Genomic DNA, 26,193 nt, shown 5'->3' on the forward strand with positions numbered 1-26,193 from the left:
GCCCGCACTCCACGCTGAATTATCAGACACCGTCTGAATTTGCAGCGGGCTGGAGAAAGGGTCATTCTGAGAATGAAGATTCCGACGTTACTAACTGAGTGTTGTATCTAATCGTGGGGGCAGGTCATCGACGCAAGTAGCAGATATCGAAAGCATACTTGGATTGTTTGTTGCCAGAGGCTTGCCACAGCGAATGCTCCGCTGGCATTACCGTAGTCGACACCAGTCGCTTATTGCGGTTTCTAATAGTCAGTTCTACGAAAACAAATTGTTTATAGTACCAAGCCCATACACTGAAGAGGCGGGTATGGGCTTGCGATTCCATTATGTTGAAAACGGTGTTTTCGAATCAGGTGCAGGTAATGCCAACCCTATTGAGGCAAAAAGAATTGCTACCGCAATTCTTGAGCATGTACAGCAGAATCCCGAATTGTCACTGGGAGTCGCAACATTCTCGGTTTCACAACGTAAGGCTATTCAGGATGAATTAGAGGTTCTTCGCCGTTTAAATCCTCAATATGAGGATTTCTTTAATTCCCATCCAGGAGAGCCATTCTTCATTAAAAACCTGGAAAATATCCAAGGTGATGAACGTGATGTCATCATGATCTCTGTAGGGTATGCGCGTAATAAACAAGGCTATCTGGCAATGCGATTTGGCCCTCTGGGTTCGCAAGGTGGTGAGCGACGGCTGAATGTGCTGATTAGCCGTGCAAAACGTCGATGTGAGGTTTTTGCATCGATCACCGATGAAGATATTGATCTTGAGCGAGCGAAAGGTGTTGGCGTAATAGCGTTCAAACTATTCCTTCAATATGCCCGTACAGGACGCTTATCAATGTCCACAGCTTCCGGGCGTCCGATGGATAGCGTATTTGAAGAACAAGTCGCCTCAGCACTTCAGAACCGAGGCTATCAAGTACACCCGCAAGTAGGAATTGCTGGCTTCTTTATCGATCTAGCAATTGCCGATCCTGAATTACCGGGACGTTATCTTCTCGGGATCGAATGTGATGGCAGTGCTTATCATTCCTCTCGGTCTGCCCGAGAGCGTGATCGTTTACGTCAGGCCGTACTTGAAGATCATGGTTGGATAATACACCGAATCTGGAGTACGGATTGGTTCCAAAGACCAGAGGAACAATTGCAAAAAGTTATTGATGCTATTGATAATGCAAAAGCAGAACTGAATAGCAGAGCAGAACATACATACGGGCGTTCCCGAGCTGTTCCTGTTGATATCGTGGCAGTTGAACGAGAAGACGTTATTGAGGTTGGTTTTGATAGAACTGATTCCGCTAATGACAAGTCTGTGAGTTATGAAGAAGCACAGCCCGAAGCCAATCTTTCATATGCTTTACATGAAACACCAACCGGCATACTTGCTGACATGGTTGAAAAAATAGTCTTCACAGAATCTCCTATCCATATTAACGAGGTAATAACTCGTCTTCGCTCCGCATGGGGATTACAACGAGCTGGTGCACGGATAGAAAGCGTTGTTAGTCATGCTGCTCAAATTGCCTGCAGGAAAGGTAATATTTATAAGGAACATGAATTTTTCATACACAAGGAAGTAACTATTCGACTTCGTAACAGACAGAACGTCTTGTCTGCAGGCTTGCGTAAACCAGAACTGATCGCACCTATAGAAATCGCTTCGGGTATATTTGACATCGTTAGCGCAAGCCTGGGAGCAACTGAAGATGAAATCATTACATCTGTCTCAAGGATGCTTGGTTTTAAATCAACCAGTAGTGTTCTTCGAAAAGTGATCTCCGATGTTATTGAGCTGGAGATTAAAGATAACCGTCTTAAGCAACAAGATGGTTTGATAGTCATCGGGGAGACCGCTTCTATTCAAAATGCTGTCTAATTGCTGAAATTCGATTAACTCTTCTGCGGGGCCCACCATCATACTGTGGAGCCCCCGCTTCAAATTGGCCCAACCAATCCCCCTTTTCTTTATTCCCCGGTTCACAATTCCATTATTTGCGCTCACAAAACCATTGCTAGCTCATAACATCTGGTTAACCATTCATTGTCATTAACCCTACAACACAACATTGGCAGGACCACTTTTACACAGACTGTGACGCTGAGATGAGCGGAGACTCACCCGCAGCGCAGGCTGTCTGGTCCCCAGGAGACCTGCATGAGCCTCTGGCAACAAAACTACGACCCGGCCGGAAATATCTGGCTGTCGAGCCTGATCGCATCGCTGCCGATCCTGTTCTTCTTCTTTGCGCTGATTAAGCTCAAGCTGAAGGGCTACCTTGCCGCGACGTACACCGTCGCCATCGCCCTGCTGGTGGCGTTGTTCTTCTACAAGATGCCGGTCGATCGCGCGTTGGCCTCCGTCGTCTACGGTTTCTTCTACGGCCTGTGGCCGATTGCGTGGATCATCATCGCGGCGGTCTTCGTCTATAAAATCTCGGTGAAAACCGGGCAGTTCGACATCATCCGCTCGTCGATTCTCTCCATCACGCCGGACCAGCGCCTGCAGATGCTGATTGTCGGCTTCTCCTTCGGGGCGTTTCTGGAAGGCGCGGCAGGCTTTGGCGCACCGGTGGCGATCACCGCCGCGCTGCTGGTGGGGCTGGGCTTTAACCCGCTGTATGCCGCGGGCCTGTGCCTGATTGTGAACACCGCGCCGGTGGCGTTTGGCGCGATGGGTATTCCGATTCTGGTCGCGGGCCAGGTGACCGGTCTGGACAGCTTTGAGATTGGTCAGATGGTCGGCCGCCAGCTGCCGTTCCTGACCATTATCGTCCTCTTCTGGATCATGGCGATTATGGACGGCTGGCGCGGCGTGAAGGAGACCTGGCCTGCGGTGATGGTGGCGGGCGGTTCGTTCGCGATTGCCCAGTACCTCAGCTCGAACTTCCTTGGCCCGGAGCTGCCGGACATCATCTCTTCGCTGGTGTCGCTGGTCTGCCTGACGCTGTTCCTGAAACGCTGGCAGCCGGTCCGTATTTTCCGCTTCGCCGACATGGGCGCCTCACAGGTCGATCAAACGCTGGCCCGCACCGGCTACACCGCAGGCCAGGTAATCCGCGCCTGGTCGCCGTTCCTGTTCCTGACCGCCACGGTTACGCTGTGGAGCATCCCGCCGTTTAAAGCCCTGTTCGCCCCGGGCGGCGCGCTGTACGACATGGTCATTAACGTTTCGGTGCCGTTCCTCGACAAGATGGTCGCCCGTATGCCGCCGGTGGTGCACGCCGCCACGCCGTATGCCGCGGTCTATAAATTCGACTGGTTCTCCGCCACCGGGACCGCCATCCTGTTTGCCGCTATTCTTTCCGTGGTGTGGCTGCGCATGAAGCCTGCGGCGGCGGTACAGACCTTTGCGGCGACCGTAAAAGAGCTGATGCTGCCGATCTACTCCATCGGCATGGTGCTGGCGTTCGCGTTTATCTCGAACTACTCCGGTCTGTCGTCGACGCTGGCACTGGCGCTGGCCCATACCAGCCACGCCTTCACCTTCTTCTCGCCGTTCCTCGGCTGGCTGGGGGTGTTCCTGACCGGTTCCGATACCTCGTCTAACGCCCTGTTTGCCGCACTGCAGGCAACGGCGGCCCAGCAGATTGGCGTGTCGGACGTGCTGCTGGTGGCCGCAAACACGACGGGCGGCGTGACCGGGAAAATGATCTCCCCGCAGTCCATTGCCATTGCCTGTGCGGCGGTGGGACTGGTCGGTAAAGAGTCGGATCTGTTCCGCTTTACCGTGAAACACAGCCTGATATTCACCTGCATGGTCGGGGTGATCACCACCCTGCAGGCCTATGTCTTAACCTGGATGATCCCATGATAGTGATGCCCAGACGCCTGTCCGACGAGATTGCCTCTCGCGTGCGGGCGCTGATTGAAGAACAACAGCTGGAAGCGGGCATGAAGTTGCCCGCCGAACGCCAGCTCGCCGCCCAGCTTGGCGTGTCGCGCAATTCACTGCGCGAGGCGCTGGCAACGCTGGTCAGCGAAGGGGTGCTGGTAAGCCGTCGCGGCGGCGGCACCTTTGTACGCTGGCAGCATGACGACTGGTCCGAGCAAAACATCGTTCAGCCGCTGAAAACGCTGATGGAGAACGACCCGGACTACAGCTTCGACATCCTTGAAGCGCGTCACGCCATCGAAACCAGTACCGCCTGGCACGCGGCCATGCGGGCAACCGACGCCGACAAAGAGAAACTCATCGCCTGCTTTGAGGCCACGCAAAGCAGCGACCCGGACATCGCCTCCCAGGCGGACGTGCGTTTTCACCTGGCGATTGCCGAGGCGTCGCACAACGTCGTGCTGCTCCAGACCATGCGCGGGTTCTTCGACCTGCTGCAATCCTCCGTGAAGCAGAGCCGCCAGCGGATGTATCTGGTTCCGCCGGTGTTTGCCCAGCTGACCGAACAACACGAGGCGGTGCTCAACGCCATTCTGGCCGGTGATGCCGAGGCCGCACGCAAAGCGATGATGGCGCATCTCGGTTTCGTGCATACCACGATTAAACGATTCGATGAAGACCAGGCCCGACAGGCGCGTATTACCCGTCTGCCTGGCGACAGTGATATTTCCAGGGAGAACAAAGCATGATTATTTCAGCAGCCAGTGACTATCGCGCCGCGGCGCAGCGCATTTTGCCCCCGTTCCTGTTCCACTACATTGACGGCGGGGCGTATGCCGAATACACCCTGCGCCGCAACGTGGAAGACCTGTCGGAGGTGGCGCTGCGCCAGCGCGTGCTGAAGAATATGTCTGACCTCAGCCTTGAGACGAAACTGTTCAACGAAACGCTCTCCATGCCGGTCGCGCTCGCGCCTGTGGGCTTATGCGGCATGTACGCCCGCCGTGGTGAAGTGCAGGCCGCCGCCGCGGCAGATGCCAAAGGCATTCCGTTTACCCTCTCTACCGTCTCGGTCTGCCCGATTGAAGAGGTCGCCCCGACCATCAAGCGGCCAATGTGGTTCCAGCTGTACGTCCTGCGGGATCGCGGCTTTATGCGTAACGCGCTGGAGCGCGCCAAAGCGGCGGGCTGCTCCACGCTGGTCTTTACCGTTGATATGCCGACCCCCGGCGCGCGCTACCGCGATGCGCACTCCGGCATGAGCGGCCCAAATGCGGCGCTCCGCCGCTACTGGCAGGCGGTAACGCATCCACAGTGGGCGTGGGACGTCGGCCTGAACGGTCGTCCACACGATCTGGGGAATATCTCGGCGTATCTGGGTAAACCCACCGGGCTGGAGGATTACATCGGCTGGCTGGCGAACAACTTCGATCCGTCCATCTCCTGGAAAGACCTGGAGTGGATACGCGAATTCTGGGATGGCCCGATGGTGATCAAGGGGATCCTCGACCCGGAAGATGCCCGCGACGCGGTACGCTTTGGCGCAGACGGGATTGTGGTTTCTAACCACGGCGGCCGCCAGCTCGACGGGGTGCTCTCCTCCGCCCGCGCCCTGCCGGCCATTGCCGATGCGGTGAAAGGCGATATTGCCATCCTGGCCGACAGCGGGATCCGCAACGGGCTGGACGTGGTGCGCATGATTGCACTGGGTGCCGACAGCGTGCTGCTGGGGCGCGCGTATCTGTACGCCCTGGCGACCGCGGGCCAGGCGGGTGTGGCGAATCTGCTTAACCTGATCGAAAAAGAGATGAAGGTGGCGATGACGCTGACCGGTGCAAAAACGATTAGCGAAATCAGCAGGGATTCTCTGGTTCAGGAGTTAAGCAAATTACCGGCAGCGCTGGCTCCGCTTGCTCAGGGAAACGCGGCCTGAATTACCCCTCGTTAACACCTCTTCTCATGCGTCCGATCTCCCCCTCGGGCGCTTTTTTATGCCAAAAATAACATCCAGATAACATATTGGATAAGAAAATTTGACATCTACCTGTCGCCCGCAATTGTATAGACAAGCAAAGACAAGAACACAAAAACAACATCACATCAGAGGGGAGCGTATGACCTATTCAGGTAAGGTGGATATTCAGCAGGTGATCGACGACAGCCGCTTTTCAGGGTTTCACTGGCTGCTCATTGTGCTGGGCTTTCTGGTTCTGGCGATCGATGGCTTTGATACGGCGGCAATGGGCTACATCGCGCCCACGCTGTCGGCAGAATGGGGGATCCATAAGCAGGATCTGGGGCCGGTGCTGAGCGCGGCGCTGCTGGGGCTGTCGTTGGGCGCGCTGATCGCCGGTCCGGTATCGGACCGGATGGGCCGCAAGCGCGTGCTGGTCTTTTCGTGCCTGTTCTTCGGCCTTGCGAGCCTGGGGACGGCCTGGGCGCAAAGCCTGAATACCCTGACGCTGTGGCGCTTCCTGACCGGCCTGGGGCTCGGTGCCGCCATGCCGAACGCCATTACGCTGATCTCCGAGTTTGCCCCCCAGCGCTGTCGCGCGATGGCGATCAATACCATGTACTGCGGCTTCCCGCTGGGTGCGGCGGGCGGCGGCGCGATCTCGTCCTGGCTGATTCCCCACCACGGCTGGCGAAGCGTGCTGCTGACCGGCGCAATTGCGCCGCTGGTTTTAACGCTGCTGCTGGCGCTGCTTTTACCGGAGTCGGTGAAGTTTCTGGTGCAGCGCGGGAAAGATGTCATGCTGATCCGCCGTATCGCCAGCCGGTTCTCGCGCAGCACGCTGGAGGGCGTCACGGGCTTTTTCCTGGCGGAGGAGAAGGTCGCGTCGAAAAAAGGGAGCGTGTCGCAGCTGTTTTCCATGCCCTGGCTACCCGGCACCCTGATGCTGTGGATCACCTACTTTATGGGACTGGTGATTTATTACGTCCTGCTGAGCTGGATGCCGACGCTGATGCAGGGCATGGGCTATGCCCTGGCGGAATCCGCATGGCTGACTTCGCTGTTCACCTTCGGCGGTACCGCGGGGATCCTGCTCGCAGGCTGGATGATGGACCGCTGGGAAGCGCACAGGGTGGTTGCGTGTGGTTTCGTCCTGACGATGGGCCTTATTCTGTTACTGGGCATTGAGCATAACCATATCGCCCTGTTTGGCGGGCTGATCTTCCTGATGGGGATCGCGATGAACGGTGCGCAGTCGGGCATGCAGACCCTGGCCGCCACCTTTTACCCTACCGAGTGCCGCGCGACGGGCATCGCCTGGATGCAGGGCATCGGCCGCTTTGGCGGCGTGGCGGGCACCATGACCAGCGCCCAGCTTCTTTCCATGCAGTGGCAGGCGGACAGTATTTTAATGATCCTCAGCGTGCCCGCCCTGGTGGCCGCGGCGGCAACCGTCTACAAAATGCTGTACAGCCGCTCGCAGGAACCCGGCGTCGCGTAGTTCCTCTCTTTTCTGCTATTCTGCCCCCGCAATTAAGGGGGCAGCATGCTTAACATCGTTTTATTCGAACCAGAAATTCCGCCGAACACCGGCAATATCATCCGCCTGTGCGCCAACACCGGTTTTCGTCTGCACATCATTGAGCCGATGGGCTTTACGTGGGACGACAAACGCCTGCGTCGCGCGGGGCTGGACTACCATGAATTTACCGCCGTTATTCGCCACCACGATTACGCCGCGTTTCTGGAAGCAGAGCAGCCGCAGCGCATGTTCGCCCTGACCACCAAAGGCACGCCAGCGCACAGCGCCGTGAGCTATCAGGCAGGTGACTATCTGATGTTTGGCCCGGAAACCCGCGGCCTGCCGGCCACGATTCTGGATGCCCTGCCCGCCGAGCAGAAAATCCGTATTCCGATGATGCCGGACAGCCGCAGCATGAACCTGTCGAACGCGGTGTCGGTGGTGGTGTATGAAGCGTGGCGCCAGCTGGGTTATCCTGGCGCCATTCTCAGAAGTTAAATGCCGTCACCATACTCGAAGGTATGGTGAATGCCGTTGAAGTGCTGATCCATATCCATGGACGGCTTATCGCTGTCTGGCTTACCGACGATGCGCGCCGGTACGCCAGCGGCAGTGGTGTGCGGCGGCACCGGCTGGAGCACCACGGAGCCTGCGCCGATCTTCGCGCCGCGTCCGACTTCGATATTGCCGAGGATTTTGGCACCCGCGCCAATCATCACCCCTTCACGAATTTTCGGATGGCGATCGCCGCTGGTTTTCCCGGTACCGCCCAGGGTAACCGACTGCAGGATCGAGACGTCGTCTTCAATCACCGCTGTTTCCCCGACAACGATCCCGGTGGCGTGGTCGAGCATGATCCCGCGGCCAATCTTCGCCGCCGGGTGAATATCAACCTGAAACGTCACGGAAACCTGGTTTTGCAGGAAGATCGCCAGCGCGCGGCGGCCTTCATTCCATAGCCAGTGGCCAATGCGGTACGCCTGCAGGGCGTGAAAGCCTTTCAGGTACAGCAGCGGCGTAGAATATTTATCGACCGCCGGGTCACGGGTGCGCACGGCCTGGATATCACAGGCGGCAGACGCAATCATTTCCGGGTCAGCGGCGTAAGCCTCTTCCACCACCTCACGAATCGCAATCGCGGGCATGATCGAGGACGCCAGCTTGTTGGCGAGCATATAGCTCAGCGCGCTGCCGAGGTTTTCGTGCTTGAGTAGCGTTGCGTGGTAGAAACTGGCCAGCATAGGCTCACAGTCGGCCAGCGCCCGGGCTTCGGCTTTAATGTTATTCCAGACGATATCCAGTTCTTCACACGGCATTGCTTACTCCAGACGATAGTTAATGACCAGCCAGTTCTGCGCTGGCTGGGTCATTCAGGTGACAACGGTTCCGACTAGTTACTGCTGCGCTCGTCCTTGCGCGCACGACCTAATAAGGTCAATGCTGCCTCGCGCGCATTTTTTCCGCAATACAATACCTGATAAATTTCCTCGGTTATTGGCATTTCGACACCGAAACGGTGCGCCAGCTCGCGGACTTCTTTGGTATTGCGGTAGCCTTCAACCACCTGGCCAATCTTCTCCTGCGCGTCTTTCACATCGCTGCCCTGTCCGAGCATCATGCCAAAACGGCGGTTACGAGACTGGTTGTCGGTACAGGTCAGCACCAGATCGCCCAGGCCAGCCATCCCCATAAAGGTGGCCGGATCGGCACCCAGCGCTTCGCCCAGGCGGGACATCTCGGTCAGACCGCGGGTGATCAGCGCCGTACGGGCGTTGGCACCAAAACCAATGCCGTCGGACATCCCGGCGCCAATCGCAATCACGTTCTTCACCGCGCCGCCCAGCTGCACGCCGATAAAATCGGGGTTGCTGTAAACGCGGAAGCTCTTGCCGCAGTGCAGCAACTGCTGGAGATCGTCGGAGAAGGCCCGATCGGTGGAGGCCAGTGAAATCGCCGTCGGCAGGCCAGCGGCCAGCTCTTTCGCAAAGGTCGGGCCGGAGATGACCGCCAGCGGGATCGCATCACCCAGCGCTTCGCGGGCAACGTCCTGCAGCAGGCGTCCGGTTTCGGCTTCCAGTCCTTTCGTCGCCCAGACAACGCGCGCATCCGGGCGCATCAGCGGCTTAATCTGACGCAGCACATCGCCAAAGACATGGCTCGGAACCACAATCAGAATGTTGCGGCTGGCCGCCAGCGCGGTCGCAAGGTCGCTTTCAAGGTGCAGGGTGTCAGGGAACGGAACGTCCGGGAGAAACGCCACGTTACAGCGGTCGCGCTGTAGCGTCGCGATATGTTTTGGGTCGTGGCCCCACAGGACCACATCGTGACCATTTCTTGCCAGCGTGATGGCAAGAGCGGTGCCGTATGAGCCGGCACCGATCACAGTCATTGACGCATTAACAGTGCTCATCAGGCATCCTGATGTTGTTCAGCACCTTCGCCAGCTTGCTGCTGCAGATAGTTCATGAACAGCGCATCAAAGTTAACTGGCGCAAGGTTCAGTTGCGGGAATGTACCGCGAGAAACCAGGCTGGTGATGCATTCACGTGCATACGGGAACAGAATGTTCGGGCAGTACGCACCCAGGCAATGCGCCATCTGGTTGCCTTCGATACCGCCGATGGAGAAGATACCGCCCTGCTGTACTTCACACAGGAAAGCAGTCTCTTCGCCCAGAGAAGCGGTCACGGTCACACGCAGTACGACTTCATACACGTCATCAGCCAGTTGGGTTGATGCGGTATCCAGATCAAGTTTAACCTCTGGCTGCCAGTCTTTCTGGAAAACGTGCGGCGCATTTGGCGCTTCAAAAGAGACATCTTTGGTGTAGATGCGCTGGATCTGGAAAATCATTTCATTATTGCTTTGTTCTGACATGGAAATACCCTTTTTAATTGTCCTAAAGTCTCTTAGCTCAGCAGCGGATCGAGTCCACCACGGGCATCGAGCGCATACAAGTCATCACAGCCGCCAATGTGCTGCGCATCAATAAAAATCTGTGGAACCGTCGTACGACCACTACGTTGGATCATCTCTTCGCGTTTAATCGCGTCACCGTCAATCGGCAGTTCCTGGAACGTGACGCCTTTGCTGTTCAGCAGCGCTTTCGCACGGTGGCAGAACGGGCACGTCGCTTTGGTGTAGATCTCAATATGGGCCATGACTGAACTCCTTATTTACCGCGTACCAAAGGAAGATTTTCCCCGCTCCAGCCGGAAATGCCTTCTTTCAGCACAGATACGTTTTCGAAGCCTGCTTTATGTAGCAGGCTCGCGGATTCCTGCGCCTGCATGCCGGTACCGTCAACAACGATAATCGGCTGGGCTTTATGCTTCTCAAGCTCGCCCACGTTGTTCGCTTTGATTTCAGCAGGCAGCAGGTTAATCGCACCTGCAATGTGCCCTTTGCGGAAATCGTCACGCTGGCGCAGATCGACCACGACAGCATCTTCTTTGTTAATCAGACGCGTCGCTTCACCACGGGTGATAACCTTAATCTTAGACGTCAGGCTCTTAAATGTGGTGAACAGCACAGCAGCCAGCAGGCCAATCCACGCGATGCTCAGAACCGGATGGCGGCTAACGAATTGCATAATTTCTTGCATGGAGGGTAACTACTCCCGACTTAGTGATTAAAAAAACCAGGACAGGAGTATACCTGTGCGTTCTGGCAAATACAGCCAGCGACCCTAACCTAATCCATTTTCTGCGGCATGCCACCTAAAAAAATGCCTCAAAATGGTCTGGCGAGTCCCTTGCCCCTGCGCTTTCTTTGATCTTCTGCGGCTATTTGATCGATTCAGCTGTAGTAAAATTACGCAAATTTTGACTCTTGAGCATGAGGTTGTCGCAATGTCGGTTTCTAAAAAACCTATGGTACTGGTGATTCTGGATGGCTATGGCTACCGTGAAGACAGCCAGGATAACGCTATTTTCAACGCCAAAACCCCGGTCATGGATGCCCTGTGGGCAAAACGTCCGCATACGCTGATTGACGCGTCTGGCCTGGAAGTGGGCCTGCCGGACCGCCAGATGGGCAACTCCGAAGTCGGTCACGTTAACCTGGGCGCCGGGCGTATCGTGTATCAGGACCTGACGCGTCTGGACGTTGAAATCAAAGAACGCACCTTCTTCTCCAACCCAACGTTGTGTGGCGCGGTTGATAAAGCCGTTGCTGCTGGCAAGGCCGTTCACATCATGGGTCTGCTCTCTGCTGGCGGCGTTCACAGCCACGAAGATCACATCATGGCAATGGTTGAACTGGCCGCTGAGCGCGGTGCGGAAAAAATCTATCTGCACGCCTTCCTGGACGGTCGCGACACGCCACCACGCAGTGCGGAAGGCTCCCTGAAAGCCTTCGAGAACAAATTCGCCGCGCTGGGCAAAGGCCGCGTAGCCTCCATCATTGGTCGTTACTACGCCATGGACCGCGACAACCGCTGGGATCGCGTTGAACAGGCCTATGACCTGCTGACCCTGGCAAAAGGGGAATTCCAGTTCGCGACCGCCGTTAAAGCGCTGGAAGCGGCTTATGCACGCGATGAAAACGACGAATTCGTGAAAGCGTCCGTGATTCGCGCTGAAGGCCAGGCCGATGCCGCCATGGAAGACGGCGACGCGCTGATCTTCATGAACTTCCGCGCTGACCGCGCGCGCGAAATCACCCGTGCGTTCGTCAACAGCGACTTCGACGGTTTTGCCCGTAAGAAAGTGGTAAACATCGACTTCATCCAGCTGACCGAATACGCCGCAGACATCAAAGCGCCGTGTGCGTACCCACCCGCCTCGCTGGCAAACACCTTCGGTGAGTGGATGGCGAAGAACGACAAAACGCAGCTGCGTATTTCCGAAACGGAAAAATACGCGCATGTGACCTTCTTCTTTAACGGTGGCGTTGAAGAGCCGTTCAAAGGCGAAGAACGTATTCTGATCAACTCCCCGAAAGTCGCCACCTACGATCTGCAGCCAGAAATGAGCTCCGCAGAATTGACTGAAAAATTGGTTGCGGCCATCGAGAGCGGCAAATACGACACCATCATCTGTAACTACCCGAACGGCGACATGGTCGGTCATACCGGGGTGATGGAAGCGGCAGTGAAAGCGGTTGAAGCGCTGGACCACTGCGTTGAGCAGGTGGCGAAAGCGGTTGAATCCGTTGGCGGCCAGCTGCTGATCACCGCGGATCACGGTAACGCTGAACAGATGCGCGACCCGGCGACCGGACAGGCGCACACCGCCCACACTAACCTGCCGGTTCCGCTGATTTATGTGGGTAATAAATCAGTGCAGGCCGTAGAAGGCGGCAAGCTTTCTGACATCGCGCCAACCATGTTGTCGCTGATGGGTATGCCGATCCCTGAAGAGATGACTGGTAAGCCGCTGTTCATCGTGGAATAATCGCTCCCCATGAGGGGAAAGGCGATTTTTTCAATCACATGGGTCGTGAAGCCGCTTAGGTTATCAGTCAGACCTCTGTTTTACGCCAGCGCACTCAGCGCTGGCGTATTGCTGTGCGCCGCATCCGCCCACGCGGATGACCGCGACCAGCTGAAATCCATTCAGGCCGATATCGCCGCCAAAGAGCGTGCGGTACGCCAACAGCAGCAGCAGCGCGCCGCCCTGCTCGCCCAGCTTAAGCAGCAGGAAGAGGCCATCTCCGCTGCCACGCGTAAACTCCGTGAAACGCAAAACACCCTTGCCCAGTTGAATAAGCAGATCGACGAGATGAACGCGTCGATTGCCAAACTGGAGCGCCAGCGCGATGCGCAGGAGCGCAACCTTGCCGCACAGCTTGATGCCGCATTCCGCCAGGGTGAACATACCGGACTCCAGCTGATCCTCAGCGGCGAAGAGAGCCAGCGCGGCCAGCGCCTGCAGGCCTACTTTGGCTATCTGAACCAGGCGCGTCAGGAGACGATCGCGCAGCTGAAGCAGACGCGCGAAGAGGTTTCCACGCAAAAAGCCGAGCTGGAAGAGAAGCAGAGCCAGCAGCAGACGCTGCTCTACGATCAGCAGGCCCAGCAGGCAAAGCTTGAGCAGGCGCGCAACGAGCGCAAGAAAACCCTGGCCGGTCTCGAGTCCTCGATTCAGGAAGGGCAGAGCCAGCTGAGCGAAATGCGCGCCAACGAATCGAAACTGCGTAACAGCATCGCCCGTGCGGAAGCCGCGGCGAAAGCGCGCGCCGAAAAAGAGGCTCGCGAGGCGCAGGCCGTTCGCGACAAGCAGCAGGAAGCCTCCCGCAAAGGGACCACCTACAAGCCAAGCGAAAGCGAACGTTCCCTGATGTCGCGTACCGGCGGCCTCGGCTCTCCTCGCGGTCAGGCTTTCTGGCCCGTTCGCGGTTCAATTCTGCATCGCTATGGCGAACAGCTGCAGGGTGAGCTACGTTGGAAAGGGATCGTTATCGGTGCGTCTGAAGGTAGCGAAGTGAAAGCCATCGCCGATGGCCGCGTGATTCTGGCCGACTGGCTGCAGGGTTACGGGCTTGTGGTGGTGGTCGAGCACGGTAAAGGCGACATGAGTCTTTACGGCTACAACCAGAGCGCGCTGGTCAGCGTCGGCACGCAGGTGCGCGCTGGCCAACCCATCGCCCTTGTGGGCAGCAGTGGCGGTCAGGGCCGCCCGTCACTCTATTTCGAAATTCGTCGTCAGGGTCAGGCGGTCAATCCACAGCCGTGGTTGGGAAGATAAGTTTTGCTTCAATTTCGTCGAATCGTTTTCTCCGTCGTCAGCGCGCTGGCGCTGGCTGCACCGGTATACGCCGGTAAGCTCGCTATCGTGATTGATGACTTCGGTTATCGCCCACATTATGAAAACCAGGTGCTGGCGATGCCGTCGGCCATCTCCGTTGCCGTCCTGCCGAATGCCCCCCACGCGCGTGAGATGGCGACCAAAGCCCACAGCAGCGGGCATCAGGTTCTCATCCACCTGCCTATGGCCCCGCTCAGCAAGCAGCCGCTGGAAAAAGATACCCTGCGCCCGGATATGAGCAGCGAGGAGATCGAGCGCATCATCCGCGACGCCTACAACAAGGTGCCGTATGCCGTAGGGCTGAACAACCATATGGGCAGCGCGATGACGTCGAGCCTGTACGGGATGCTCAAAGTGATGCAGGCGCTGGAGCGCTATAACCTCTACTTCCTCGACAGCATGACCATCGGCAACAGCCAGGCAATGCGCGCCGCTCAGGGAACGGGCGTAAAGGTGATTAAGCGCAAGGTGTTCCTGGATGATACCCAGAACGAAGCCGATATTCGCGTGCAGTTTAATCGCGCGGTACAGCTGGCCCGCCGCAATGGTTCGGCCATTGCCATCGGTCACCCCCACCCGTCTACCGTCCGCGTCCTGCAGCAAATGCTGCCGACCTTACCTTCCGATATCACGCTGGTGCGCCCGAGCGATCTGCTGAATGAGCCGCAGGTGGATACCTCTACGCCGAATTCTGCGCAGCCCACCCCGACGGCGCCGCGTAATCCGTTCCGCGGCGTGAAGCGCTGCGTACCGAAGAAGCCGCTAGAACCGGTCTACGCGACCCGCTTCTTCTCCGTCATCGGAGACAGCATCAGTAACAGTACGCTGGTGAAATACGTCCAGCAGCAGTGGCAGGGATGGGGTAAGAAAGCCTGACGCTTATTTCGCAATCTGAGAGTCCGTCTGCTCATTCGCAACGGGCTCTTTTTTCTCCTGATGCTGATACCAGGATTTGAAATATTTCAAAAAGCTGTAGGCTGTGGCATACAGACCCGTCACGACCCCAACCTTGCCCTGACGCCAGGCTCCGCTGAACAGATACCATTTGAAGAACGCCCCGATGGCGCTGATGATGCCGCGTCCGATCGAAGGCCGAGCCGGCTGGTACTTCACCAGCCGGGTGGTGTAGCTGTTGAGCTTGTTGAACACTTCATGCAGGTTATAAAACGTGTCGTGACGCACCCGCCCCGGCATTTTCACGGCGACAATCTTACCTTCAACTTTGTCATCTACGGGTCGTTGGTTGAAGCGAGCCTGGGTACGATTAAACAGCCGCACCGGGAAATCAGGCGAGGAAACAGGATAGATTGTACGCACCTCCTCGCCCAGCACGTGCCAGTAGCGGGCGATACGCCAGGCGCGATCGGCGGAAGGTTCATCCCCGGCTTTCAGGGTCAGAATAAAGTCGACCGTTTCCGCGTCCAGGATCTCGTCGCTATCCATACATAGCACCCAGTCATTGCTCGCCAGATCGATCGCATGGTTCATCTGCACGCCATGCATAGCATAGGGGTGATGATGAAGGGAGAGGCCGTACTCGCGGCAAATAGAAAGGGTGGCATCCGTACTGCCGGAATCCAGAACGACAATTTCATCTGCCACCGTCAGCAGCGGAGGAATCACCTCGCGAAGCAAACGCGCAGAATTACAGGTCAATAAACAAACGGTAAGCTTGAACATAGGCTCTGTAAAGTAAACGGATCGTCAACAAACTTTATAAGTGTGCGGGTAAAAAAGCGAAGGAAAAATCGAAATAATCTGATTGCGGATGTAAGAAACGTGAAGAGGCCGTAAAAAAAGCGCCCGAAGGCGCTTTCGCGGTTAATCCCAGCTCAGAATCACTTTCCCTGACTGGCCGGAACGCATCGCGTCAAAGCCCTGCTGGAACTCATCGATGGAGAAACGGTGAGTAATAATCGGGGACAGATCCAGACCGGACTGAATCAACGCCGCCATCTTGTACCAGGTCTCAAACATCTCACGACCATAGATACCCTTGATGAACAGCCCCTTGAAAATCACTTTGTTCCAGTCGATGGACATATCTGACGGCGGGATACCCAGCATCGCGATACGGCCACCGTGGTTCATGGTGTCGAGCATGGTGCGGAACGCCGGTGGCGCACCGGACATCTCCAGACCCACGTCAAAGCCCTCGGTCATGCCCAGCTCATCCATCACGTCGGTCAGGCTCTCTTTCGAGACATCCACCGCGCGGGTGACGCCCATTTTGCGCGCCAGCGACAGGCGGTATTCGTTCACGTCGGTGATCACGACGTTGCGCGCACCTACATGCTTCGCCACGGCTGCCGCCATAATGCCGATGGGGCCCGCGCCGGAGACCAGCACGTCTTCGCCGACCAGATCGAAGGAGAGCGCCGTGTGCACGGCGTTACCGAACGGATCGAAAATGGAGGCCAGATCGTCAGAAATATTGTCCGGGATTTTGAAGGCGTTAAAGGCCGGGATCACCAGATATTCCGCAAAGCAGCCCGGACGGTTCACGCCCACGCCGATGGTATTGCGGCACAGGTGCGTACGCCCACCGCGGCAGTTACGGCAGTGGCCGCAGGTAATGTGACCTTCACCGGAGACGCGGTCGCCGATTTTGAAGCCTTTCACTTCCTGGCCGATACCCACCACTTCACCGACATATTCGTGACCGACAACCATCGGTACAGGAATGGTCTTCTGCGACCACTGGTCCCAGTTGTAGATGTGAACGTCAGTACCGCAGATAGCCGTTTTACGAATTTTGATCAGCAGATCGTTATGACCGACTTCCGGTTCCGGCACGTCGGTCATCCAAATCCCTTCTTCCGCTTTCAGTTTGGATAACGCTTTCATCACACGTCCTCAGGCAATGACGCCCAGCTGTTTACCGATGCGGGTAAAGGCTTCCACCGCACGTTCAATTTGTTCAGGCGTATGCGCCGCAGACATCTGGGTGCGGATACGCGCCTGACCTTTTGGCACCACCGGGAAGAAGAACCCGGTGACGTAAATCCCTTCTTTCTGCAGTTCGCGGGCAAAGTTCTGCGCCACGACCGCATCACCCAGCATCACCGGAATGATCGCGTGGTCAGCACCGGCAAGGGTGAACCCTGCTGCGCTCATTTTTTCACGGAACAGACGCGCGTTGGACCACAGGCGGTCGCGCAGTTCAGCGCCGGACTCCACCATCTCCAGCACTTTGATGGAGGCGGCAACAATCGCCGGTGCCAGGGAGTTGGAGAACAGATACGGACGCGAGCGCTGGCGCAGCCACTCCACTACCTCTTTACGCGCAGCGGTATAGCCGCCGGATGCGCCGCCGAGCGCTTTGCCCAGCGTGCCGGTGATGATGTCCACGCGGCCCATTACGTCGCAGTATTCGTGGGAGCCGCGACCATTTTCGCCGACAAAACCGACCGCGTGAGAGTCATCGACCATCACCAGCGCGTCGTATTTATCCGCCAGGTCACACACGCCCTTCAGGTTGGCGATCACGCCGTCCATGGAGAATACGCCGTCGGTGGCGATCAGCACATGGCGAGCGCCCGCTTCACGGGCCTCTTTCAGGCGCGCTTCCAGCTCAACCATATCGTTGTTGGCGTAGCGAAAACGCTTCGCTTTACACAAGCGCACGCCGTCGATGATGGAGGCGTGGTTCAGGGCGTCGGAGATAATCGCATCTTCTGCGCCGAGCAGGGTCTCGAACAGGCCGCCGTTGGCGTCGAAGCAGGAGGAGTAGAGAATGGCGTCTTCCATTCCGAGGAAGTTCGCCAGCTTTTGCTCAAGCTGCTTGTGGCTGTCCTGGGTACCGCAGATAAAGCGTACGGAGGCCATACCAAAACCGTGGGTATCCATGCCGTTTTTTGCCGCGGCAATCAGCTCAGGGTGATTCGCAAGACCTAAGTAGTTGTTCGCACAAAAGTTGATCACATGGCTGCCGTCGGCAACGGTGATGTCCGCCTGCTGTGCAGACGTGATAATACGCTCTTCCTTGAACAACCCTTCCGCACGTGCGGTCTCAAGGTCGCTGTTTAACTGTTTGTAAAAATCACCACGCATTGCAATTCTCCAGACTCGGCAAATTTCGGGACATATTACCCAAACCTATAGTTCATGACGAGATGACACGTCATCTCTTGTCGTTTTTGCAGCATAAATCACGTGTACCCTTGCGCTATGTCGGTGAATGGCTGAAGGGCAGCCATACTAATGATATGATAGAAACATTAGCGTCCGGGATTGTCCCCGGGCTCCACACTTCAAAGGTTACAGTTATGATCATCGTTACCGGCGGCGCAGGCTTTATCGGCAGCAATATTGTTAAGGCTCTCAATGACAAAGGCATCACCGACATCCTGGTGGTTGACAACCTGAAAGACGGCACCAAGTTCGTTAACCTGGTGGATCTGAACATCGCTGACTACATGGATAAAGAAGACTTCCTTATCCAGATTATGGCGGGTGAAGAGTTCGGCGAGATCGAAGCCATCTTCCACGAAGGTGCGTGTTCTTCCACCACAGAGTGGGACGGCAAGTACATGATGGACAACAACTATCAGTACTCCAAAGAGATCCTGCACTACTGCCTGGAGCGTGAAATTCCGTTCCTGTATGCCTCTTCTGCTGCCACCTACGGCGGGCGCACCTCGGACTTCATCGAGTCCCGCGAATATGAGCAGCCGCTGAACGTCTACGGCTACTCCAAATTCCTGTTCGACGAGTACGTGCGTCAGGTACTGCCAGAAGCGAACTCGCAGATCGTCGGCTTCCGCTACTTCAACGTCTACGGACCGCGCGAAGGCCACAAAGGCAGCATGGCAAGCGTGGCGTTCCACCTGAACACCCAGTTGAATAACGGTGAAAGTCCAAAACTGTTCGAAGGCAGCGACGGCTTTAAGCGTGACTTCGTTTACGTGGGCGACGTGGCGGCCGTAAACCTGTGGTTCTGGGAAAACGGCGTGTCCGGCATCTTCAACCTGGGTACCGGCCGCGCAGAGTCCTTCCAGGCGGTGGCTGACGCCACGCTGGCGTACCACAAAAAAGGCAGCATCGAGTACATTCCGTTCCCGGACAAGCTGAAAGGCCGCTATCAGGCGTTCACCCAGGCTGACCTGACTAACCTGCGCGCAGCGGGTTATGACAAGCCGTTCAAAACCGTTGCCGAAGGCGTAACGGAGTATATGGCCTGGCTGAACCGCGACGCGTAAGTATGAAGATTCTGGTGATCGGCCCGTCATGGGTGGGCGACATGATGATGTCGCAAAGTCTCTATCGCACGCTCAAGGCGCGCTATCCCCAGGCGATAATCGACGTGATGGCACCCGCGTGGTGCCGTCCGCTGTTATCGCGTATGCCGGAAGTGAATGAAGCGATCCCGATGCCGCTCGGCCACGGGGCGCTGGAAATTGGCGAACGCCGCAAGCTCGGCCATAGCCTGCGCGAGAAGCGGTATGACCGCGCGTATGTTCTGCCCAACTCCTTTAAATCTGCCCTGGTGCCCTTCTTTGCGGGCATTCCGCATCGCACCGGCTGGCGCGGCGAAATGCGCTACGGCCTGCTGAACGATGCGCGCGTGCTGGATAAAGCGGCCTGGCCATTAATGGTGGAGCGCTACGTGGCGCTGGCCTATGACAAAGGCGTGATGCGCAGCGCGAAAGACCTGCCGCAGCCGCTGCTCTGGCCCCAGCTTCAGGTTAACGACGGTGAAAAATCCCAGACCTGCAGCGCGTTTGGCCTTTCGGCTGAACGTCCGATGATTGGCTTCTGCCCTGGCGCCGAGTTCGGCCCGGCAAAACGCTGGCCGCACTACCACTATGCAGAGCTGGCGAAACAGCTGATCGACGAAGGCTACCAGATTGTCCTGTTCGGTTCGGCAAAAGACCACGAGGCGGGCAACGAAATTCTCGCGACGCTCAGTAATGAACAGCAGGCCTGGTGCCGCAACCTGGCGGGAGAAACGCAGCTTGAGCAGGCGGTTATCCTGATTGCTGCCTGCCACGCTGTGGTTACCAACGATTCAGGCCTGATGCACGTCGCCGCTGCGCTCAACCGTCCGCTGGTGGCGCTTTATGGGCCAAGCAGCCCGGACTTTACGCCTCCGCTTTCCCATAAAGCGCGCGTTATTCGCCTGATCACTGGCTACCACAAGGTGCGCAAAGGCGATGCCGCTGAAGGTTATCATCAGAGTCTGATCGACATTACCCCGCAGCGCGTTCTTGAAGAGCTTAACGAACTGCTGTTGAGCGAAGAAGGATAACGGATGCGGGTACTGATCGTTAAAACCTCGTCGATGGGCGATGTTCTGCACACGCTGCCGTCACTGACGGATGCCATGCAGGCCATCCCAGGCATTCGTTTTGACTGGGTGGTGGAAGAGGGCTTCGCGCAGATTCCCACCTGGCATGAAGCGGTCGACCGCGTGATCCCGGTGGCGATTCGCCGCTGGCGGAAAGCGTGGTTCTCCGCGCCGATTAAAGCCGAACGCAAAGCCTTCCGCGAGGCGGTACAGGTGCAGCGTTATGATGCCATCATCGACGCGCAGGGACTGGTCAAAAGCGCCGCACTGGTAACGCGTCTGGCACACGGCGTAAAGCACGGGATGGACTGGCACAGCGCCCGAGAACCGCTGGCGAGCCTGTTTTATAACCGCCGCCATCACATCGCGAAGCAGCAGCACGCGGTGGAACGTACCCGCGAGCTTTTTGCAAAGAGTCTTGGCTATGCAAAGCCGGAAACGCAGGGCGATTACGCCATTTCGCAGCATTTTTTGCACGGTTCGCAACAAACAGACGCACCCTACCTGATTTTCCTTCATGCAACGACCCGCGACGACAAGCACTGGCCGGAAGCGCACTGGCGCGAACTGATCGGCCTGCTGGGGAGCGCGGGGCTACGTATCAAACTCCCGTGGGGCGCTCCCCATGAAGAAGCGCGCGCCAAACGCCTGGCGGCAGGGTTTGATTATGTGGACGTTCTGCCGCGCATGAAGCTGGATGGCGTCGCTCAGGCGCTGGCAGGCGCTACGGCTGTGGTCTCCGTGGATACGGGACTCAGCCACCTGACGGCGGCGCTGGACCGTCCTAATATTACGCTTTACGGCCCAACGGACCCGGGCCTGATCGGCGGCTATGGAAAAAATCAATATATCTGCCGCCCGGAACACTCATCGCAGCTGAGCGATCTCAGCGCCGCTGCGGTATTTGCGCAATTAGAGCCTTTGCTGGCAGCAGAGAGAGCCTATGTCTGATTTTTTCTCAGCGGAGCGCCCGCCAAAGCGCGTGCTGATTATTAAGCTTCGTCACCACGGTGACGTTTTGCTTACCTCGCCGGTTTTTACCGTGCTGAAAAAGAACTGGCCGAACGTGGAAGTCGATGCGCTGGTTTATGACGATACCCAGGCGATGCTGACCAGCCACCCGCATATCGACCAGGTGCACACTATTGGGCGCAACTGGCGCAAGAAGGGCTGGTTTGAACAATTCCGCCTCTACCGCGCCCTGCTGAACACCCTGAAAGGCCGTCAGTATGACGTGCTGATTAACCTGACCGAACACTGGCACGGCGCGCGTCTGGCGCGTCGCCTGAAACCGCGCGTCTCCGTCGGCTTTAAGCCGGATAAGCGCGGGGGCCTGGCGCGTCGCCGTTGGGTGAAATCGTTCACCACGCTCTATCCGGCGATTCAGGACAACAGCCGTCATATGGTGGAGGTTAATCTGGATGCCCTGCGCCGGATCGGCATTCATCCGCAGTCCGATGAAGACAAACATACGCTTTTTGTGCCCGGTGACGCGGCAGAAGCCTCTGTGGCCGAAAAACTGGCCGGGTTTGGGCTCACGAGTAAATCCTACATTCTGGTTCACCCGACCTCGCGCTGGATGTTTAAGGCCTGGGATATCAAAAAGCTGGCAGCGACCATTGATAACCTGGCGGCGCGCGGCCTGCCGATCGTCCTCTCCGCCGCGCCGTCAAAAGAAGAGAAGGCCTATATGGATGCGCTGCGCGCAGCCCTCACCCAGCCGGTCTTTGATTTAAGCGGTCAGCTGAACCTGAAAGAGCTGGGTGCGCTCATGAAGCACGCCCGGGTGTACTTCGGCGTGGATTCCATGCCAATGCATCTTGCGAGCGCCGTCGGTACGCCAACCGTCGCCATCTTTGGCCCTACCGGCGCCATCAAATGGGCGCCGTGGGGGGTAAATTATCGTGTAATCGTTGCCGGGTTTACCTGCCAGCCGTGCGGCAAAGCGGGCTGCGGAGACAGCGGTGTCTCTGACTGCATCACGGCCATCACCCCACAGCAGGTGCTGAGCGCCATTGATACGATGCTTCTGGAAACGGAAACACCTGCATGAAGCTGGCTATTGTCCGACAGACCTACAACCCCAACGGTGGCGCAGAGCGTTTTGTCTCACGTGCGCTGAACGTGCTGGCGCAGGATACGTCGCTTGATGTCACGCTGATTGCCCGCCAGTGGGAGGATGCCGCAGGCTGGAAAACGCTGACGGTCAATCCGCCGTTTCGTAATCGCATCGCGCGTGAATCCGGTTTTGCCCTCGAAGCCGCCGCGCATTTTGCGCAGTTTGATATTGTGCAAAGCCACGAACGCATACCGGGAGCCACCATCTTCCGGGCGGGCGACGGTGTTCACGCCACCTGGCTTGAGCAATATGGCCGCATTCTGTCGCCGCTGGCGCGCTGGGCGCAATCTCTGAGCCGCTATCACCGCTACATTCTGCAGGCCGAGGCGCAGATGTTTACCCATCCGCAGCTGCGCAAGGTGATCTGTAATTCGAAGATGGTGCGCGATGATATCGCGCGGCGCTTCGGGCTGCCGGACGACAAGCTGACGGTGATCTACAACGGCGTGGACACCGTTCAGTTTAGCCCTGAGGTCCGCGCCCTTTCGCAGCGTGATGTCCTGGGTATTCCTCCTGACGCACCGGTGCTGGCGTATGTTGGGTCAGGCTTCAGCCGTAAAGGCGTCGCCACCGCGCTGCGCGCCATTGTGTCGCATCCTGACGTCTGGCTGCTGATTGCCGGCCGCGATAAACATGCGCGGAAGTTCGAAAAGCTGGCGCAGGCGCTGGGGATTTCCTCACGAGTGAAGTTCCTGGGCCCCGTTGCCAACGTGCGTGAAGTCTATGGCACGGCGGATGCCCTTATCCTGCCGACGCTCTACGATCCCTTCCCGAACGTCTGCGTGGAAGCGCTGGCCTGTGGTTTGCCGCTGCTTACCAGCCACGGCTGCGGCGCGGCGGAGTGGATAACCGAGGGTCATAACGGCTGGGTGCGGGACGCGCTGGACAGCGAAGGCTACCAGCAGGCCATCTCGCTGTGGCTGAAAGGCCGTGAACAGGGTGTCGATTACTCCGCCGCTGCGCGTGCAACCGCCGAGCCCTTCACCCTGGACAGAATGGCGAAAGAGCTACAGGCGCTTTATCGTGATTTGCTGCGCTGAGCGACATCGGAGAAGACTTTCTCCATCGCGTCCAGCATACATTCGCGGGTAAAGTGCGTGCTCAGGTAGTCATATCCCTGTTGCGCGAGCGTCTCACGAAGGGCTGAGTCGTCATAGAGTTTCATTATGGCATCGTGCAGCGCGTTTTCGTCGCGCTGCGCGACCAGCACTCCCGTCTGCCCGTTAATCACCGCATCTCCCGTTCCACCCGCATCCGTCGCAATGGTGGCAATACGGGTGGCTAACGATTGCAGCACGCCCTGCGGAACACCTTCCATATCGTGCGAAGGGCTGAGCGCAATATCAAAGGCCGGGAACCAGCGTTCCGGATCGGATTGATGTCCCGCCATGACCACGCGCTGCTGTAACCCCAGGGCGGTGATTTCCTGTTCCAGCGTCGCTTTGTGCGGACCTTCGCCGACAATCGCCAGCTTGATGTGTGGATTGTCAATTTTCGCCAGGGCGCGCAGCAGTACGCTATGGCCTTTGTTCGGGCGTAAATGCGATACCACGCCCAGCCAGAAATCGTCCTGCGACAAACCACAATGAACCCGGGCCTGGTGCTTATCTCCCGGATGGAAACGCTGCGTATCGACACCGCTTGGCACCGACGTACTCTGAGACATCGGCACGCCAATATCTGCCACCTGATGGCGCAGCGCCTCGCCGGTGGTCACGATATGCGCGCAGGCCGTGCGGAAGAGCCAGCGGGTCGTCCAGTTGTTGCGCGGTACGCCGGACGCATGACGGGTTCTCACCAGTGGTACAGGGTTGGACAGCGTCAGATTCGCCAGCGCCACCAGCCAGGTATCGGCAGAGTTATGGCTGTTGATGACGTCAATCGAGTGACGGTTATCCTTCATCCAGCGACGCAGCACCTGCAGGTTTTTAAGGTTCTTACGCTTTAACGGCATCGTGACTACCGTCAAACCGGCATTGCGTGCCAGCGCGTGGAGCGGCGCAGTTTCCGGACAAAGGAGAGTCACCTGATGGCCACGCTGAATCATCCCAAGCGATTCGTTGATAATGCGCAGAGGCTGCCCGCCTTTGCCGCCGTCTGCTTCAGTGTGAACAATATGCATATATTTCCTGTCGTTTAGCTGAAACCGCTGTCCAGGCCGCCGATTATATACGTGGGTATTACGATAATGCACAGGCGGATTAATCTTGCTTACAAACATTGTCCTTCTGTAGTAATGGCTTCTGTGGTAATTTTCTCAGGCTTTTATTCCACTCAAAATCAGTGGAATCTGCATATGGCATTGTTAACTAACCGGAATTAACGCCGAGATCCTTTACCAGTACCAAAATTATGACAAATACTCGTAACATCCTGACAGGTCTTTTAGTTCTGTCTGTACTGGCTTTATGTTTTATCTGGCCAATCCCAAACGATCAGCTACCTTTTCATCGTAATGGACTGATTTATCCTAATATTGTGGTGGCGCTCGGTCTTTTCTTTAGCTCTTCAGTGGCGAGAAAAGCGCTGGACTTAAACAAAATTAAGTTCGTGCTTATTGTGCTGTGGGCATTAACCTTCTTTATCCTGATTAACGGCTTTTTTGTCGCGCCAGATATTAAAGAAATGGTGTCGACCTGGGATGGACAGTGGTTACGTCCGGTATTGCTTTTCTGTGCGGGCCTGGTGTTATTACCGGTGATTCAGGAGCGCTTCCCCTCTTTATCGGCAGCCCGTTTCTTTACTCTCGTCGTCCTTTTTTTCTGGGGCGTCGTCTGTATCCACCTCCTTGATACCGTCTGGCTTTACTGGCGAGACGGCGTGATCCACTGGGGCGAAACGCGGATTGTTTATAACCGCACGCGCATGAGCTTCCAGGTCAATATGATCACCGGTTTCCTGCTCGCCGAACTGCTTACGCGCGGCCTGCTTCATCAGCGTTTCTTACGCCTGAAGACACCGTTCCTCGCCTTTATGCTGCTGTGTAACCTTGTCTGCACGGCGTTAGTCGATACCCGCTGGGGAACGATTGGACTGGTCGGCAGCCTGTTCTCCACCTTCCTACTGCTCAGCCTGCACAGTATGCGTCGCAGCCGGGTGCTGCTCACCGGTGGCATCCTTCTGGGCATTATTATCGCTTCTGCGCTTCTGGGCTATGCCTCCTGGAAAACCGATCCGCGCTGGCAAAATCTGGAAGATGATGCGGTAACAGGCTGGAACGCGCCTTTCACCAGTTTTTGCTATAACAGAACAGACGGAACTGTACCGACTAACGATCTCGGTCGTCCAATGGATCACTCCAACGGCTGTCGTGCCAGCTTCTTCCATCAGGGCTGGAAACTGGTGGGCGAACATCCTGCGGGAATGGGGCCTCGCAAAGAGGCCTTCCGCTATGTGCTGCGTCGCGACACGCAGGACAATCGCATTGATATTCCGCACAGCCACTACGGCCTGATTGAGTTTGGTATCCAGAACGGCATCGCGGGCATTGCAGGCTGGCTGATTCTGCTGGCAGGCTGCTGGTACATCGGCTGGCGCGAGTTCCGCCATGGCAATATGATGGCGGGCATGTTCCTGCTGCTGTTTACGGTTGGTTTCTTCTCCCGAACCATGGTTGACCACAACCTGAAAGATCACTACCTGGAACAATATATGCTGTTAACCGGGTTGCTTGTGGGAATGTGCGCGTTACGGCCCGCTAAACGAACAGAAACAACCTCCTGATTGCG

The 26,193-nt window shown here is 57.0% G+C and carries 24 protein-coding genes; 15 read left to right on the plus strand and 9 right to left on the minus strand.

What is annotated here, in order from left to right:
* The first annotated feature begins 193 nt into the window (after positions 1 to 193).
* From ACHH0Z_RS17235 to trmL, 6 genes are all read left to right on the plus strand, one after another.
* A complete protein-coding gene (locus ACHH0Z_RS17235; RefSeq protein ID WP_241772291.1) occupies positions 194 to 1,876 on the plus strand; it encodes a DUF3320 domain-containing protein in 1,683 nt (560 codons plus the stop codon).
* A 279-nt stretch (positions 1,877 to 2,155) separates the two neighbouring features.
* Positions 2,156 to 3,811 (plus strand): L-lactate permease, encoded by a 1,656-nt coding sequence (lldP, locus tag ACHH0Z_RS17240; protein WP_039267048.1) that lies wholly within the window; start codon positions 2,156 to 2,158, stop codon positions 3,809 to 3,811.
* A complete protein-coding gene (gene lldR / locus ACHH0Z_RS17245) occupies positions 3,808 to 4,581 on the plus strand; it encodes a transcriptional regulator LldR (RefSeq protein ID WP_023294814.1) in 774 nt (257 codons plus the stop codon). Before lldP ends, lldR begins: the two co-directional genes overlap by 4 nt.
* Positions 4,578 to 5,765, plus strand: coding sequence for a quinone-dependent L-lactate dehydrogenase (lldD, locus tag ACHH0Z_RS17250; protein WP_008502721.1), 1,188 nt, complete (start codon positions 4,578 to 4,580; stop codon positions 5,763 to 5,765). Before lldR ends, lldD begins: the two co-directional genes overlap by 4 nt.
* A gap of 181 nt (positions 5,766 to 5,946) precedes the next feature.
* A complete protein-coding gene (locus ACHH0Z_RS17255; RefSeq protein ID WP_045406939.1) occupies positions 5,947 to 7,287 on the plus strand; it encodes an aromatic acid/H+ symport family MFS transporter in 1,341 nt (446 codons plus the stop codon).
* A gap of 45 nt (positions 7,288 to 7,332) precedes the next feature.
* Positions 7,333 to 7,806 (plus strand): tRNA (uridine(34)/cytosine(34)/5-carboxymethylaminomethyluridine(34)-2'-O)-methyltransferase TrmL, encoded by a 474-nt coding sequence (trmL, locus tag ACHH0Z_RS17260; RefSeq protein ID WP_021242431.1) that lies wholly within the window; start codon positions 7,333 to 7,335, stop codon positions 7,804 to 7,806.
* Here the strand turns inward: trmL and cysE are convergent.
* From cysE to ACHH0Z_RS17285, 5 genes are all read right to left on the minus strand, one after another.
* On the minus strand, positions 7,803 to 8,624 hold the full coding sequence (gene cysE / locus ACHH0Z_RS17265; protein ID WP_008502718.1) for a serine O-acetyltransferase: 822 nt from the start codon (positions 8,622 to 8,624) through the stop codon (positions 7,803 to 7,805). The two genes, trmL and cysE, sit on opposite strands and share 4 nt — an antisense overlap.
* A 74-nt stretch (positions 8,625 to 8,698) precedes the next feature.
* Positions 8,699 to 9,718, minus strand: a complete 1,020-nt coding sequence (gene gpsA, locus ACHH0Z_RS17270) for an NAD(P)H-dependent glycerol-3-phosphate dehydrogenase (RefSeq protein ID WP_008502717.1) — start codon at positions 9,716 to 9,718, stop codon at positions 8,699 to 8,701.
* Positions 9,718 to 10,185 (minus strand): protein-export chaperone SecB, encoded by a 468-nt coding sequence (gene secB / locus ACHH0Z_RS17275; RefSeq protein WP_008502716.1) that lies wholly within the window; start codon positions 10,183 to 10,185, stop codon positions 9,718 to 9,720. Before secB ends, gpsA begins: the two co-directional genes overlap by 1 nt.
* 32 nt (positions 10,186 to 10,217) lie before the next feature.
* Entirely contained in the window at positions 10,218 to 10,469 is a 252-nt protein-coding gene (grxC, locus tag ACHH0Z_RS17280) for a glutaredoxin 3 (RefSeq protein WP_008502715.1), read from the minus strand.
* Positions 10,470 to 10,480: 11 nt separating this feature from the next.
* On the minus strand, positions 10,481 to 10,912 hold the full coding sequence (locus tag ACHH0Z_RS17285) for a rhodanese-like domain-containing protein (RefSeq protein WP_008502714.1): 432 nt from the start codon (positions 10,910 to 10,912) through the stop codon (positions 10,481 to 10,483).
* A gap of 247 nt (positions 10,913 to 11,159) precedes the next feature.
* Here ACHH0Z_RS17285 and gpmM point away from each other — a divergent pair, with 247 nt between their 5' ends.
* Genes gpmM through ACHH0Z_RS17300 form a run of 3 tightly spaced genes read left to right on the plus strand, consistent with a single transcriptional unit; the run spans position 11,160 to position 14,933 of the window.
* Positions 11,160 to 12,704: a 2,3-bisphosphoglycerate-independent phosphoglycerate mutase gene (gene gpmM, locus ACHH0Z_RS17290; RefSeq protein ID WP_045406936.1), complete on the plus strand. Its 1,545-nt coding sequence runs from the start codon at positions 11,160 to 11,162 to the stop codon at positions 12,702 to 12,704.
* 33 nt (positions 12,705 to 12,737) lie between these two features.
* The gene (gene envC / locus ACHH0Z_RS17295) at positions 12,738 to 13,997 is read left to right on the plus strand and encodes a murein hydrolase activator EnvC (protein ID WP_025910576.1); all 1,260 of its coding nucleotides are present in this window, start codon (positions 12,738 to 12,740) and stop codon (positions 13,995 to 13,997) included.
* 3 nt (positions 13,998 to 14,000) lie between these two features.
* Positions 14,001 to 14,933: a divergent polysaccharide deacetylase family protein gene (locus ACHH0Z_RS17300; protein WP_045406934.1), complete on the plus strand. Its 933-nt coding sequence runs from the start codon at positions 14,001 to 14,003 to the stop codon at positions 14,931 to 14,933.
* A gap of 3 nt (positions 14,934 to 14,936) precedes the next feature.
* Here the strand turns inward: ACHH0Z_RS17300 and ACHH0Z_RS17305 are convergent, their stop codons facing one another.
* The 3 genes from ACHH0Z_RS17305 to kbl form a co-directional block, all read right to left on the minus strand.
* Positions 14,937 to 15,737, minus strand: a complete 801-nt coding sequence (locus ACHH0Z_RS17305) for a glycosyltransferase family 2 protein (protein WP_008502710.1) — start codon at positions 15,735 to 15,737, stop codon at positions 14,937 to 14,939.
* 141 nt (positions 15,738 to 15,878) lie between these two features.
* Complete coding sequence (gene tdh, locus ACHH0Z_RS17310) at positions 15,879 to 16,904, minus strand: L-threonine 3-dehydrogenase (protein ID WP_045406933.1); 1,026 nt, start codon at positions 16,902 to 16,904, stop codon at positions 15,879 to 15,881.
* Positions 16,905 to 16,913: 9 nt separating this feature from the next.
* Positions 16,914 to 18,110: a glycine C-acetyltransferase gene (gene kbl, locus ACHH0Z_RS17315; RefSeq protein WP_023294809.1), complete on the minus strand. Its 1,197-nt coding sequence runs from the start codon at positions 18,108 to 18,110 to the stop codon at positions 16,914 to 16,916.
* A 215-nt stretch (positions 18,111 to 18,325) separates the two neighbouring features.
* Between kbl and rfaD the strand changes: the two genes are divergently transcribed.
* Genes rfaD through ACHH0Z_RS17340 form a run of 5 tightly spaced genes read left to right on the plus strand, consistent with a single transcriptional unit; the run spans position 18,326 to position 23,505 of the window.
* Entirely contained in the window at positions 18,326 to 19,258 is a 933-nt protein-coding gene (gene rfaD, locus ACHH0Z_RS17320) for an ADP-glyceromanno-heptose 6-epimerase (RefSeq protein WP_008502707.1), read from the plus strand.
* A gap of 2 nt (positions 19,259 to 19,260) precedes the next feature.
* On the plus strand, positions 19,261 to 20,307 hold the full coding sequence (gene rfaF / locus ACHH0Z_RS17325) for an ADP-heptose--LPS heptosyltransferase RfaF (RefSeq protein ID WP_008502706.1): 1,047 nt from the start codon (positions 19,261 to 19,263) through the stop codon (positions 20,305 to 20,307).
* A gap of 3 nt (positions 20,308 to 20,310) precedes the next feature.
* Positions 20,311 to 21,297, plus strand: a complete 987-nt coding sequence (rfaC, locus tag ACHH0Z_RS17330; RefSeq protein ID WP_045406932.1) for a lipopolysaccharide heptosyltransferase RfaC — start codon at positions 20,311 to 20,313, stop codon at positions 21,295 to 21,297.
* The gene (gene rfaQ / locus ACHH0Z_RS17335) at positions 21,290 to 22,399 is read left to right on the plus strand and encodes a putative lipopolysaccharide heptosyltransferase III (RefSeq protein WP_023294805.1); all 1,110 of its coding nucleotides are present in this window, start codon (positions 21,290 to 21,292) and stop codon (positions 22,397 to 22,399) included. Before rfaC ends, rfaQ begins: the two co-directional genes overlap by 8 nt.
* Positions 22,396 to 23,505, plus strand: a complete 1,110-nt coding sequence (locus ACHH0Z_RS17340) for a glycosyltransferase family 4 protein (RefSeq protein ID WP_025910594.1) — start codon at positions 22,396 to 22,398, stop codon at positions 23,503 to 23,505. The genes rfaQ and ACHH0Z_RS17340 overlap by 4 nt, the downstream gene beginning before the upstream one ends.
* On the opposite strand, the gene ACHH0Z_RS17345 is transcribed toward ACHH0Z_RS17340, so the two are convergent.
* Entirely contained in the window at positions 23,484 to 24,587 is a 1,104-nt protein-coding gene (locus ACHH0Z_RS17345; protein WP_045406931.1) for a glycosyltransferase family 4 protein, read from the minus strand. The genes ACHH0Z_RS17340 and ACHH0Z_RS17345 overlap by 22 nt on opposite strands.
* Positions 24,588 to 24,817: 230 nt before the next feature.
* On the opposite strand from ACHH0Z_RS17345, the gene ACHH0Z_RS17350 reads away from it, so the two are divergent.
* Positions 24,818 to 26,188: an O-antigen ligase gene (locus ACHH0Z_RS17350; RefSeq protein WP_045406929.1), complete on the plus strand. Its 1,371-nt coding sequence runs from the start codon at positions 24,818 to 24,820 to the stop codon at positions 26,186 to 26,188.
* The last annotated feature ends 5 nt before the right edge of the window (positions 26,189 to 26,193 follow it).

Source organism: Enterobacter cloacae complex sp. 2024EL-00227 (assembly GCF_043945315.1).
Lineage (GTDB): Bacteria > Pseudomonadota > Gammaproteobacteria > Enterobacterales > Enterobacteriaceae > Enterobacter > Enterobacter roggenkampii.